The organism is Streptosporangium sp. NPDC051023 (assembly GCF_040689595.1).
GTDB lineage: Bacteria > Actinomycetota > Actinomycetes > Streptosporangiales > Streptosporangiaceae > Streptosporangium.
The window spans coordinates 1-12,651 of sequence record NZ_JBFBCE010000078.1 but is presented as its reverse complement, the minus strand read 5'-3'; the positions used below and the strand labels follow the sequence as shown (position 1 = coordinate 12,651).

At 67.8% G+C, this 12,651-nt stretch carries 14 protein-coding genes; 11 read left to right on the top strand and 3 right to left on the bottom strand.

Annotated elements, in window-relative coordinates; translation table 11 throughout:
* From AB0395_RS36635 to AB0395_RS36600, 8 genes are all read left to right on the top strand, one after another.
* A partial coding sequence (locus AB0395_RS36635) for a hypothetical protein (RefSeq protein WP_366289042.1) occupies nt 1–304 on the top strand: 304 nt, incomplete at its 5' end.
* A gap of 97 nt (nt 305–401) precedes the next feature.
* Nucleotides 402–782, top strand: a complete 381-nt coding sequence (locus AB0395_RS36630) for a hypothetical protein (RefSeq protein ID WP_366289039.1) — start codon at nt 402–404, stop codon at nt 780–782.
* 184 nt (nt 783–966) lie between these two features.
* Nucleotides 967–1,500, top strand: coding sequence for a hypothetical protein (locus AB0395_RS36625; protein WP_366289036.1), 534 nt, complete (start codon nt 967–969; stop codon nt 1,498–1,500).
* A 39-nt stretch (nt 1,501–1,539) separates the two neighbouring features.
* A complete protein-coding gene (locus AB0395_RS36620) occupies nt 1,540–2,559 on the top strand; it encodes a hypothetical protein (protein WP_366289033.1) in 1,020 nt (339 codons plus the stop codon).
* A gap of 22 nt (nt 2,560–2,581) precedes the next feature.
* Nucleotides 2,582–3,916, top strand: a complete 1,335-nt coding sequence (locus AB0395_RS36615) for a Dyp-type peroxidase (RefSeq protein ID WP_366289031.1) — start codon at nt 2,582–2,584, stop codon at nt 3,914–3,916.
* A 206-nt stretch (nt 3,917–4,122) separates the two neighbouring features.
* The gene (locus tag AB0395_RS36610; RefSeq protein WP_366289028.1) at nt 4,123–4,992 is read left to right on the top strand and encodes a bile acid:sodium symporter; all 870 of its coding nucleotides are present in this window, start codon (nt 4,123–4,125) and stop codon (nt 4,990–4,992) included.
* 281 nt (nt 4,993–5,273) lie between these two features.
* A complete protein-coding gene (locus tag AB0395_RS36605; RefSeq protein ID WP_366289025.1) occupies nt 5,274–6,563 on the top strand; it encodes an AAA family ATPase in 1,290 nt (429 codons plus the stop codon).
* Between the two features lie 80 nt (nt 6,564–6,643).
* Entirely contained in the window at nt 6,644–7,177 is a 534-nt protein-coding gene (locus AB0395_RS36600; RefSeq protein ID WP_366289022.1) for an RloB family protein, read from the top strand.
* A gap of 139 nt (nt 7,178–7,316) precedes the next feature.
* Here the strand turns inward: AB0395_RS36600 and AB0395_RS36595 are convergent, their stop codons facing one another.
* Nucleotides 7,317–8,237, bottom strand: coding sequence for an alpha/beta hydrolase (locus AB0395_RS36595; protein WP_366289019.1), 921 nt, complete (start codon nt 8,235–8,237; stop codon nt 7,317–7,319).
* Nucleotides 8,238–8,600: 363 nt separating this feature from the next.
* Nucleotides 8,601–8,750: a hypothetical protein gene (locus AB0395_RS36590; protein WP_366289017.1), complete on the bottom strand. Its 150-nt coding sequence runs from the start codon at nt 8,748–8,750 to the stop codon at nt 8,601–8,603.
* Between the two features lie 664 nt (nt 8,751–9,414).
* Between AB0395_RS36590 and AB0395_RS36585 the strand changes: the two genes are divergently transcribed.
* Together AB0395_RS36585 and AB0395_RS36580 are read left to right on the top strand one after the other, a co-directional pair.
* The gene (locus AB0395_RS36585) at nt 9,415–10,218 is read left to right on the top strand and encodes an inositol monophosphatase family protein (protein WP_366289014.1); all 804 of its coding nucleotides are present in this window, start codon (nt 9,415–9,417) and stop codon (nt 10,216–10,218) included.
* A gap of 285 nt (nt 10,219–10,503) precedes the next feature.
* Nucleotides 10,504–10,821: a hypothetical protein gene (locus AB0395_RS36580; protein ID WP_366289011.1), complete on the top strand. Its 318-nt coding sequence runs from the start codon at nt 10,504–10,506 to the stop codon at nt 10,819–10,821.
* Nucleotides 10,822–10,987: 166 nt separating this feature from the next.
* Here AB0395_RS36580 and AB0395_RS36575 read toward each other — a convergent pair whose 3' ends face one another.
* The gene (locus tag AB0395_RS36575; RefSeq protein ID WP_366289009.1) at nt 10,988–11,902 is read right to left on the bottom strand and encodes an NAD(P)H-binding protein; all 915 of its coding nucleotides are present in this window, start codon (nt 11,900–11,902) and stop codon (nt 10,988–10,990) included.
* A 64-nt stretch (nt 11,903–11,966) separates the two neighbouring features.
* On the opposite strand from AB0395_RS36575, the gene AB0395_RS36570 reads away from it, so the two are divergent.
* Nucleotides 11,967–12,443: a MarR family winged helix-turn-helix transcriptional regulator gene (locus tag AB0395_RS36570; RefSeq protein WP_366289006.1), complete on the top strand. Its 477-nt coding sequence runs from the start codon at nt 11,967–11,969 to the stop codon at nt 12,441–12,443.
* The last annotated feature ends 208 nt before the right edge of the window (nt 12,444–12,651 follow it).

The window sequence follows — 12,651 nt, the reverse complement described above, 5'->3', positions numbered from 1 at the left end:
CATCTTCGAGCACCCGTTGCTGCTGGCCGCGCTCGCCCGCCGTCGTAGGGAAGGCGGGGAGAGCATCATCGAGCACCCGCTGCTGCTCGCCATGCTTGCCCGTCGCCGGGAAGAGGGTGAGGAGGGCGGTATCTTCGAGCACCCGTTGCTGCTGGCCGCGCTCGCCCGTCGCCGCAGGCAGCGCGGTGGGGGCATCTTCGAGCACCCGTTGCTGCTGGCCGCGCTGGCGCGCCGCAAGGAAGAGGGCGAGGAGAGCGGCGGGATCGAGCACCCGCTGCTGCTGGCCGCGCTCGCGGGCCGGTAGCGACAGGTCTCCACATCGCAGGTAAGGACGTCGTCCCCCGGTCGTCGTGAGATCGGCGGCCGGGGGACGGTGCACACCAACCGTAAAGGAGCAACCCATGGCGTCGGAGGAGAACGGCAAGTCAGCCGGAGCGGAGCAGGGGGAGTCGTTGATCGACGACCTCATCCGCGACATATTCCGCGAGGCCGGCCAGTCCACGAAGAACCGCGCACGCGGCGCGGACTCCATAGGGACCCTGATCGAAACGGCCCTCAAGTCGTCGCAGGCCACGCCGAAGACGTCGGCGATCGAAAGGCTCCTGCTCGCAGAGGTCCTCGCCTCGACCCTGGCCGACGCCCTCGCGCCCGCGCTGGCGGAGGCCCTGGCCCCCGAGATCATGAAAGCCCTGGAGCATCGCGGCACCCAAAGCCGAACCGGTGCCGAGAAGGTCCCGGCGGCCCCCTCACCCCAGCCAAGCCGGAGCAGAAGGAAGACGTGAAATATCGACCGCGACGCCCCCAGGGCGCTGAGGACCGCCACGGCGGCCCGGGTGGCGTCGCGGTGTCCGGCGCCGCGCTCCGGTCGCGCCTGTCATCGGTCACCCAGCATCGCGCCGTGGGATAATTCTGTGGTCAGGCAGCCTCGTCCTGCTTCCCCCCTGACCGGGTGATGGAGGAACAGGCATGGACATCACACCCCAGGCGGTCGTCATCCCCAAGGAGACCGACCATCTCGAGCAGGGGAAGTACGGTCCCGTCTTCCCGAGAACCCCGGCGTGCTACGGGTTCACCGTCATCGCGAAGGTCAAGCCGGGGCGGGCCGGGGCGATTCGTGAGTACGGCCACACGCTGGCCAAGGCGCTGGAGGGCGACCCGCGTCTCCTCGCGCCGCTCAAGCTGCACTACCTGCGCTGGGTGCTCTTCGACGACGACACGCGTTTCATGTACCAGGGCATCTTCGACACCGACTTCGACAAGTACACCGAGGACGCCATCGCGTTGTTCACCAAGGCGGGGGTGAACACGGCCTTCGAGAACCTCGAGGGGTTCCCCGAGGACTGGAAGACCAACCCCGAGGCGTTCGTCAGGTTCGTCCGCGAGCACCAGTGCCCGAGCTTCATCGAGTACGGGGAGTATCCGTACGTCACCGCCGACGAGATCAAGAAGGCGTTGCGGATCAAGAGCGCCCTGTCGGAGATGCTCGACCAGTTGCAGTGAGACAGAGCCGGGGTACGCATGGCCTCGCCGGGAGACGAGATGAGCGAGTCAAGGACCGCACGCACATACAACCAGAACCACGTGCCGCGCCCGTACACCCCCGGTCGGCGACGGGTGAGCATCTACATCTCGTGGAGCTATCCGGCGGAGGCGGGCAGGAACCCGGCCGAGCTCGACAACCGCTTCTCCACGATGACCGAGGTCCGGCGGGTGAACTGGCCCGCCTACGAGGACCCGAAGTGGTCCGACCCGTTGCGGTTCCAGCAGGGCGTCGCGGGATCACTTGAGCTGTTCTTCTGGGGCTGGGTGCCCTTCCAGCAGTTCACCCGGGAGACCACCGGGCACCCCGTGCCGGTCTACCAGCGCATCGACCAGGCCGGTTTCCCGACCCCGCTGGACGAGCGGGTGCTGGACGACACCGACACCCTGCTCCTGTTCGGGCTTGACCACATGGTCACCGGGCAGGAGCCCACGCCGGAGGAGGTCGAGGCGGTGCGGGGCTTCCTCGCCAGGGAGGGGACCTGCCTGGTCCTGGGGCCGCACCACGACGTCGGGGCGTCGGACGACCTGACCGTGCGCGACATGGAGCACCACCACCACGGCGACCCCCTGGTGCCCCGCCAGCAGCGGTTCGCCCGGTACGTCCGGTCCCTGATGCGGGAGCTCGGCGTGCCCGTCGAGAACCGCTACGGGCTGCGTCCCGCGGTGCGGGAGCCCAGGAAGATCGCTCCGCTGTCGGTCGCCAGGGACCTGGACACCAGGGGATGGCTGGAGGGGGTGACCACCTTCAACTTCCACATGCACCTGCCGCACTACGCCGTGACGACCGAGCGTCCGGACGTCGTCCGCGTGCTGGGCAGGCAGCCGATCGACCCGTCCAGGCCGCCGCACCCGTTCACCGAGGCGGGCAACACCGAGTTCAACATGTTCCTGTGGCTGCCTCCGGGCGGGGAACGGGCCGGCGACGTGCTCCTGGCCGATTCCACGATCTTCAGCTCACTGTTCGGCGGCGACGAGAGCCTGCGCGCCTTCTGGCGGAACATCGTCTCGTCGAAGTAGCGCACCGGGGAGGTGAGCGCTCGTGGCCGAGCAGACGCGAGCCGTACTCGAGCTCGACGACATCCAGCGTGGGGTGCTCAGCCCCCGGCCGAGTCCGTACGCGGCGACCTACATCGTCTTCCGCGTCGACGACCGCGCGCACGGGCGGGAGCTCATGCGGCGCGTCGGCGCGGTGGTCACCTCGGCCGCCGACACGGTGAGCCCCCTGGGGGAGACCTGGGTCAGCGTCGCGCTCACCTACCACGGCTTGGCGGCGCTGGGGGTGCCGAGGGAGTCGCTGGAGACGTTCTCCTGGGAGTTCCGGCAGGGGATGGCCGCGCGGGCCGGGGCGCTGGGCGACGTCGGTGAGAGCGGCCCGGAGAACTGGGAACCGCCACTGGGCACGCCCGACGTCCACGTGGTGCTTGTGGCCCTCGCGCCCGACAGCGCCCGCCTGGAGGCGGCCGTCGACCGAGCCCGCCCGGCCTATCACGCCCTGCCCGGCGTCACGGCGATCTGGCGGCAGGACTGTCACGCGCTGCCCACCGAGACCGAACCCTTCGGCTACCGGGACGGCATCAGCCACCCGGCCGTCGAGGGCAGCGGCATCGACGGATCCAACAGGCTGGAGACGCCGCTCAGGGCCGGGGAGTTCGTGCTCGGCTACCGTGACGAGCTCGGCGGCCTCCAGACCCCGCAGCCCGAGGTGCTGGGACGAAACGGCAGCTACGCGGTCTTCCGTAAACTCCACCAGCGGGTCGCCGCCTTCCGCCGCTACCTGAGGGACAACTCCACCGGGCCGGAGGACGAGGAGCTGCTGGCGGCGAAGATCATGGGCCGCTGGCGCAGCGGCGCGCCCCTGGCACTCAGCCCGCTGCACGACGATCCCGGCCTCGGCGCCGACCCGCGCCGCAACAACAGTTTCCGCTACGAACAGGACGATCCCGCGGGATTCACCACTCCTGGAGGCTGTCACATTCGCAGGGGCAACCCGCGCGACGCGGCGGTTGCGGGAGTGCCGAGACTGCACCGGATGATCAGACGCGGCACCGCGTACGGCCCGCCGCTGCCCGAGGGGGTCCTTGAGGACGACGGGGCCGACCGCGGGCTGATGTTCGCGTTCATCGGTGCGCACCTGGGGCGGCAGTTCGAGTTCGTCCAGTCCGAGTGGATGAACGACGGCGTCTTCTTCGGCGCGGGCGACGCCAGAGATCCCGTCATCGGTTCCAACGACGGCCCCGGTGACTTCACGATTCCCCGCAAGCCGCTCCGGCGGTGCCTGCGGGCACTGCCGCGGTTCGTGGTCACGCGCGGTGGCGAGTATTGCTTCATGCCCTCGCTGAGCGCCCTGCGCTGGCTCGGAGACCTTGAGGACTGAGGTCTCAACGGCCGCGCGGTTGCGGGCACCACCTGGGCAGGCCGGACAAGGGCGGCAGAGCCGTCCGGGGCCGTACAAGGACCGGGCGAGCCGGACAGGGGCGGGCAGACCCATCCGGGGCCGGGCGGGACAAGGACCGGGCAGAGCCGGGCACGGGCGGACAGGGGTGGCAGGGCGGACGGGAACGCCCTCGGGGCGGAGGTTTCGTGGACACGCTGCAGTTGCTGTTCAACGCGGTCACCGTGATCTTCATCGCGGTGACCATGCTCGTCGCCGGTCTCGGGACCACGCTGCCCGCGCTGGGCGCCGTCCTGACCGACCTCCCGTTGCTCCTGCTGGCGCTGCTGGCCAACCTGGTGGTGATCCCGCTTCTTGGCTGGGGCGTCGCCGCGCTGTTCGGCCTGCCGACCGCGGCCTTTGTCGCCCTGGTCCTGGTCGCCTCGTCGCCGGGCGGGCCGTTCGGGGCGAAGCTGGGCATGGTGCAGAAGGGAGACGTGGTCGCGGGCACGGTGATGCAGGCGCTGCTGGCCGCCGTTGGCAGCCTAACCTTCGGCCCGACGAGCAGCGGCATCCTCACCACGGCCAAGGTCGGCGGGGAGATCTCCCTCGACGTCGCCGCGCTGATACGGACCGTGGCCATCCTGCAGCTCGTACCGCTCGCCGTCGGACTGGTGGTGCGCCACTACGCGCCGTCCACGGCGCGCTCGTGGCATCCGGTCGCCCTCACGGTGTCGAACGTGACGTTCGTCATCGTGCTGGTGGGCATGCTCACGGGGAGCTGGCACGACATCGTCGCGCTTGTCGGCTCACGCACCCTGCTCGCAGGGTTCGTCCTGTCCGTCGCCGCGTTCGCCGTCGGCACCCTGCTGGCCACCGGGCCGTCCGCGCGCCGTACCACGATGGGAGGTGTCACGGCGGTGCGCAACGTCGGACCTCCGCTGGCCGCCATCGGGATCGCCTTCAGTGGTGAGCGGGCCGTCCTGGGGGCGCTCGCCGCGGTGCTGATCAGCGGCCTGGTGGTGGTCCTGCCGATCGCCGCGGTGCTCGGTCGCGGACGAGGCGACGACGCCGCCTGAGACACGCGGTGCCTGAGACACGCGGTGCCTGAGACACGCGGTGCTGCGGGGTGACGAACGGCGGCGCGTGAGGCGGGCCGTCCGGTGGCGGTGACGCGCGGCGGCACCCGCGACGAGCTCGCCGCGCGGGGGCCGCCCGAGGGTTGTGCCGGAGCTGGACGGGACAAACTGATCGCCAGTGGCCTTCTGCTCGCAGAGCACACGCGGACAGGAAGCGATTTTCGCGAGTTTTCTACGAAACCGCAGTTACGATGACTGCCTGGGTGTGGGAAGGAGGCGCTGTGCTGATCCGTTTCGAGGTGGCGAACTTTCGTTCGGTGCTTGATCCGGTGGAGCTGTCGATGGTCGCCGTCGATCGGGACCGAGTCGAGGCGCGCCCGGTGCCCAACCTGGGCGAGAGTCTGTTGCCGGTCGTGGCGATCTTCGGCCCGAACGCCTCAGGCAAGTCGAATGTCATCGCCGCGCTGACCTGGCTGCGAAGTGCCGTCCAGCTGTCGTTGCGTTACTGGGACGATGAGATCCCTGTCGAGCCGTTCGCGTTCGCCGACGGTGGGGACCGTCCCTCGGAGTTCACCATCGAGTCCGTCATATCGGGCGTGCGCTTTGAGTACGTCGTCGAGCTTGACCGGCAGGCGGTCCACTACGAAGCCCTGTTCCACTATCCGGAGAAGAAACGGAGAAGGATCTTCGAACGCGAAGGGGGCGAGTTCAAGCTCCAGCGCGGACTGGGAAATCTGTCCGGTACGCGTGAGCTGCTGACGAGCCGGACACTCGCGTTGTCAATCGCCCGGCGATTCGACGAGCCCCTGGTCTCGGACTTCGCTCGCGACCTGCTCGCGATCCAGGCAATCGGCCCGAAACCTCGCATCAAGTATTCGTTGCATTCCGGCTCGCCGAATTCGACCATTCGCTGGTTCGAAGAGACGTCCGATCGCGGTCAGCCGCCGCTGCCAGGATTCGAGGATCTGGGTGCCCCTTCCCAGGCGGACAGAGCCCAGGCGTTGGCCCTGCTGCGTCTGGCCGACCTCGGTATCGATGACGTGATGATCGACAGGCGTGAACTCTCGTATTCGGGAGCCGACGAGATGCCAGGGACGCTGACACAGCGCAGGGTGCGCCTCGTTCACCGGGCGGCCGATGAGCGGGTGCCGCTTGAGTTCGCCGCGGAGTCGGAGGGTACGCGCACCTGGTTCCGCCTCATCGGACCGGTTCTGGACGCGCTCAAAGCCGGATCACCGCTGCTGTTCGACGAACTGGACGCGAGCCTGCATCCGACACTGTCCATGCAGCTGATCCGGCTGTTCCACGATCCGGCGACAAACCCGAGAGGAGCGCAGCTGATCTTCACCTCTCATGACACGAGCCTGCTCAATCACCTCAACCGGGACGAGGTCTGGTTGACCGAGAAGACAGAGGACGGCGCGACCAGGCTCGGCGCACTGGCTGAGTTCGCCGGCGAGCGGGTGAGAAGGTCCCAGAATCTGGAAAAGGCATATCTGCACGGCCGGTTCGGCGCGCTGCCGGAGGTCGATCGCACTGAATTCCTGCGGGCTCTCGGACTCATCGGCTGATCGGGATGGCATCACGGAGAACCAGAGCCAAGGATCTCAGGCGGAAGACCGCCAACCGTCCGGAGCGCAAGACCGTCGTCGTGTTCTGCGAAGGCGAGGCCTCCGAACCCGGCTACATCAAAGGGTTGAAGCGCCTCCCGGAGATTCGCGCCAACACGTCGATCAACATCGAGATCGATCCCGAACAGGGCGTGCCGCTGACCCTGGTGAAGCGGGCGATCGAACGAAACCGCGATGACGAGGTCGACGAATGCTGGTGTGTGTTCGACGTCGAATGGCCCAAGAACCATCCGAACCTCCGGGAGGCCATCCGTCTGGCGAACGACCATGGGATTCGCCTGGCCGTCTCGAATCCCTGCTTCGAGTTGTGGCTGATCCTGCACTTCGAGGACCAGACGGCCTTCATGAGCACCGACGAGGCCGAACGCAGGAGCCGTAAACTCGACGGACGCCCCGGGAAACGGATCGACGCCGACCAGTACATGCGGCGTCGGAACATCGCCTCACAGCGCGCCGCCTTCCTGGCCAAACGCCACGCGCAGCACCAGACCTCATTTCCCGCCGACAACCCCTCATTCACCATGGGCGACCTGCTCGCGGCGATCGAACCTTGAGCCGGTCTGACAGTTGATGCTGCGGGGAAGCGGGTCTCGCTCCTCTCCGCGCTCCGCGCGAATCACGCTCGGACTGTGTTTTCCAGGGAGCTCCGCCCTCTTCGACCCCCGGGTGAAAGGCCTTCCAGTGCGACCGGGGTCAGCGGCCGGTTCGTGAGGTGGTGTGTTCGAGGATCAGTTCGGCGATACGGCGAGGCAGCCCGGGAGAGAAGAATCCGTGTCCCATGCCGGGGACCGTCCGCAGGTGCGCGCCGGGGATCTGAGCCGCGACGGCCCGGCCGTGTGGCGGCGGGCGGAGAGGATCCTCACTGCCGTGCAGGACCAGTGTCGGTGCCTTAATCGAGGAGAGCGGGACCAGCCGGTCCTCGGTCATCTGCCTGGCGGCCAGGTCGTGGTTGGCGGCCGAGGCGGGACGGTCGGCCTGGTCGTAGGCGGCTTCCACGAACCGTCGTGCGGCCTGCTCGTCGAAGGGAAGCGCGTCGCCGTTCAGGGTGCGCCACGTCGCCAGGCTCGCCGCGATGTGCTCCTCGCGCGTCGTCGGCGGCTTGCCCGCCAGCTGGGCGAGGTGGCGCAGGAACGTCGGCGCGGGCGGCGGCAGGTCGTCGGGGTCAGGCTCCTGCCCGGTCAGGGCGCGTGCCCACGCGGGCCCGGCACTGTGGCCCATCGGGCCGGACATGATCACGGTCAGGGTTGGCACGAGCTCGGGACGGTGTACTGCCAGCCACTGCCCGATCGCTCCGCCGAGGGACGCGCCCACGACATGCGCGGAGGTGACGCCGAACCCGTCCAGTACGGCGACGGCGTCGGCCGCCATGTCCGCCAGGGTGTAGGGATGTGTGGCGAAGTCCAGGCAGGTGGATCGTCCGGTGTCCCGATGGTCGAAGCGGATCACCTGCCGCCCACCGGAGACGAGAGTTTCCACCAGCTCGTCAGGCCACCCGGCACCCGGCGCGGAGGTGCCCATGACAAGCAGCACCGCCGGGTCATCGGGGTCACCGAACCGTTCGGTCCACAGCCGTAAATCCCCGGAGGGGACATATTTGCCGTCGGTCGTGTTCATGGCCCCGAATTTAAGCGTGGTCAATCATGCAGTGCAAATATGCGAATATCTGCAATTCATGTTATAATGTGTTTATTGAAAAGGTGTTTCCGAGGCTGGGAGCGGGCCTCTTCGGCCGGTTTCCATCGGGATCCGGGCCCGGTGACCTCGTCCGCGAGTCGGCGGGCAAGTGGCTTCCAGTGGCCCGCTGTCAGTAGGCGATGACCATCCGGGCGCTGTCAGAGCCCTGCCTTGTTTCATTCGTTCAGCCGTCGTCGGCAGGTCATGTCCGAGCCGCACCCCGGCTCGCCCCTCCCGCTGTCGTTACAGCGCGAGATCACCGATAAGGGCGGAAGAGGCCTGGTCGTTCAGTCGGCCGAGCGCCTAATCGTTCGGCATGTAACCGATCTGGGCGGAAGAGGGGCGGTCGTTCATCCAGCCGAGATTGCTGATGCTGCTAAACCGCTGGGTGTAGGAGCCGCCGAAGTATGTGTGCTCGTAGAGCAGGGTCCGGCAGCCCTTGTAGGTCTGCATTGAGGAGATCCTGTCGTTCCATCCGGACGGCAGCTGCGCGTATTTGTAGAGGTTTCTGTAACTACTGCATCCATCGTTGCTCACGAAGTTCAGGGAGGAGCCCTGGTAACTGAAGTGCTCCCACGCGGTGGCGACAAGGATCGGGTATGTGTCCCCTTGTGTACCCGACTCCTCGTCGGGCAGGACCGTGGTTTGCTGGTTGGCCTCGCCGGCGCCGTGCTCAGGCTGCTGTTGAGATTTTTGCTGAGCAGCATCTAGGAATTGAAGTCGGAGTGAACGAGGTGTGGATCTTCCGCTACGAGGGCAAGCCGGTCAAACGGCAAGGCGGCTACCGTTTCTACCTGTAATTCCTCTGAGCTTCAGCAGGTGACGGTGTGTTGAGCGCCTCGCCCCGAAGGCAGGAGGCGTTCCTGCTCTCCGCCTGCTTCACCCGGCCGCACAACGAGAGAGCGCTTTCCACACGGTGGCGCCGTCGGTCACATATTGACAGATGAGAAGGCATTCGGCTCCGCGACCGTAACCGGGGAGCGCTCCCACGCCGTCATCAGGCACGAAGTCCCAGGCCGTCGATCGCCTCCGACCACGCACGAAGATCGTCCACCGTCAGGTGATCGTCAGGGCGGTGGGTCTTATCGGGAGGGTGATGTCGTCCTATTCTGCGCGCATGATGATCACAGACGAGGAACTGGCCATCGCGGCGGCACAGGCGGGCGCCGCCGTCGTGCGCGCCATGTACGGTGCGCCGCTGGAGCGCTTCGCGAAGTCCGCGCACGACTTCGCCACCGCCGCCGACATCGAGGCGGAGAGGACCATCCTTGACGTCATCCGTACCGCCCGCCCTGACGACGCCGTGACGGGTGAGGAGAGCGGGCACACCGGACCGGACGGCGCGGAGCGTGTGTGGCTGGTCGACCCGCTGTGCGGCACGCTGAACTACGCCGCGGGCGGCATGCTGGTCGCGGTGAACGTCGCTCTGCGCGTGGGATCGGACGTCACGGCGGCGGCCTCGGCCGACCCGTTCGCCGAGGAGGTGTTCTGGACGGACGGCGACCGCGTCTGCGTACGGCGCGGCGGTGTGGACGAGGGACTCGCCCCGTCGCCCGATTCGCGCCTGGTGGACGTCAACCTCGACCCACCTTTTCCGAACGAGCCGGACTTCCTGGCCGCCCGGCTGCTCGCCGATCCCGGGTTCGGTGAGCGGTTCCATCCTCGCGTCCTGTCCACCACCCTCACGCTGGCCTGGGTCGCCGCCGGGCGGTGGGCCGGGTACGTCACCGACGGTCATCTGCGGGACAGCGTGCACTTCGCCGCCGGAATCGCGCTGTGCCGGGCCGCCGGGTGCGTGGTGACCGGCATCCACGGTCAGTCACTGCACACCGGCGCGGGCGGGCTCGTCGTGGCGGCCGATCGGGAGGCGCACGCCGCGTTGCTGGCACTCATCGGCAAGCAAGCCCTTCCCGAGGGCTGACGCTCAATCGCCGCAGATCGACCAGGTGCCGAGGTGGCCGACGCTTTTTCAAGCGGCCGTCTCATGTGGCGAGGCGGCGATGACGGATGAGAGTGGCCGTCAAGGTGGAGAAGGCGGCGAGGCGGTCAGCGCGGTACGGTTCCCTTTTTCCGGACCTGAATCCCTGCTCGGCGGACGGCCCGTAATTCACGCGCTCGGATTGCAAATCATCCCCTATGGATATGCATCACAACTGTGACTATCATCGAGGAGTGAAACGAAATATCAAGCACCGAAAGGAGAAAAATGATGGGCCGTATCAGAAAACTCGGCGTTTCGGCGGCGGTGGCCGCGATCGCCGCCACGGCAATCCTGATGTCACCGGCTCTCCCGGCTCAGGCGGCGGTTTGCAGCACCGGTGGTGATTACGGCAAGTACGGTGGGTTCGGCTGGGCGACGTGCGGCGGTACCGGGGTGAGCCAGACACAGGTGATCGTCTTCTGTCAGGACAATAACGGTGCATATAGCACCGTTTACGGCCCCTGGGTCCGTAACAGCTCCAGCTCGTACGCGCAATGCAGCAGCAACGCGCGGGTGATATCGATTGGATATCGAAACCAGTGAGCTGATTTCAGTCTCATCCGGTTTGATGGGGGATGAGAAAAATCCGGAAGAGACGACCGGATGACTGAATGAAAAGCAAGACCAAAAGGCTCTGCGCCGTCATCCGTCCATTGGTTGCGGCCAATCGCCGACGGTGCGGTGACCGGGAAGGTTCGCCGGGGCCGGCTCAGCTCGCCTGGAAGTCGGCGCGGTGTGCGCGGGCCCATTCGGCGAACGGGCGGCTCGGGTGGCCGGTGATCCGTTCGACGGTGTTGGTGACGGGTGACGGGACGCCGACGGCCTCGGCGGCGGTGTCCAGCAGGGCTTTGAGGACCGCCTCCGGCATCCGGGGGTCGCGCTGGGCCAGGGCCTGTTCGCGGGTCAGCTCGTCGACCTGGACGGGTCTGCCGACGGCGTCGCCGAGGATGCCGACGACGTCGCGCAGGCGCAGCGACTCGGGGCCGGTGAGCACCTGCATCCGGCCGCGGTGCGCGTCCCGGGTGAGCAGGTTCACGGCCACTTCGGCGATGTCGTCGATGTGGATGGGGGTGACTCGCGCGTCCGGGAAGGCGATGCCGACGCGCCCGCGGGAGCGGATCTGCTCACCCCAGTCCCGGCGCGCGTTGGTGGCCAGCCAACTGGGATACAACACGGTGTGACGCAGACCCGAGTTCTCCAGCGCCCGCTCCACCGCACGGTGGGCCAGCCCGATGGGCCGGTCGTACTCGCCGGGCTCGTAGGACGCGGGCGAGGACAGCAGCACGACGTGTCGCACCCCCGCCTCGTGCGCGACCTTCAGGAAATCATCGATCTCGCCGCGCGTCGGGTAGAGGAACATCGCCTCGACGTCTCGTAGCGCTTCCTGGGCGTCGCGCGGATCGGTGATGTCCAGCCCGACGGCGTCGGCGCCCGTGGGCAGCCGGAGCGCCGCCGCGTCTCTGGCGGAGCCGCGCACGCGGTGCCCGGCCTCGGCCAGCTTGGCGACGACGCGGCTGCCGATGTTGCCGCGTGCGCCGGTGACGAGGATGGTCATGTCGTTCCCCCTGATCGCCGAGGTCGCCGGGCTCCCGTCGCCCGGGGGGTCCTCGGCTACGATGAGCACACAACTGTTTTGCTTTGGAAGGCAAACATCTTTGGTTGCAAAGATATCTCGCGAGGGGGGATAGATGTCAACCGGACACCGGTCACCGGACGGCCCCGGTCCGGGCGTCGACGACGCCATCCGGGCGCTGCTGCTGCTCATGCCGCGCATGGTCGGGCGGGTGAAGCGAATCCCCGTCCCCGAGGAGCTCCAGTCCATGGCGCTGGGGCCACGGCACCTGTCGCTGCTGTCCTACCTGCTGTTCGACGGGCCGATGACGGTGAACGAACTGGCCTCGCGCCTGGAGATCGCGCCGACGACGGTGAGCCTGATGGTCGGCGAGCTCAGCCGTAAGGGCATCCTGGACCGCCGGGAGGACGACGACGACCGGCGCAGGAGGATCGTCAGCATCGCCGAGGCCAAGCGGCCGGTGATCGACGACTGGCTGGCTCGCGGCGCCGTCGCCTGGCGCAGGGCACTCGACCCCCTCACCCCCGGCCAGCGGCAGATGTTCCTCGACACCCTGCGCGCTTACGAGCGCGCGGTGGAAGAGCAGGGGTAGGGCGGATCGTGCTCAGGGGGACCGGCGGTATCGGAACGACGTTCCTGTCAGCCCTTCGGGGCGGACGGCGGTTCCTTCATTCAGTGTCACGCTGTCACGCGCGCGGGCCCGCCTGGCGCGGGTCGGCCGCGGCCTCGTCGGGAAGCCGGGCCATGCTCCCCGCACCGAACACGACCCGCATCGGCAGGGCCTCGTAGACAAAGCTGTC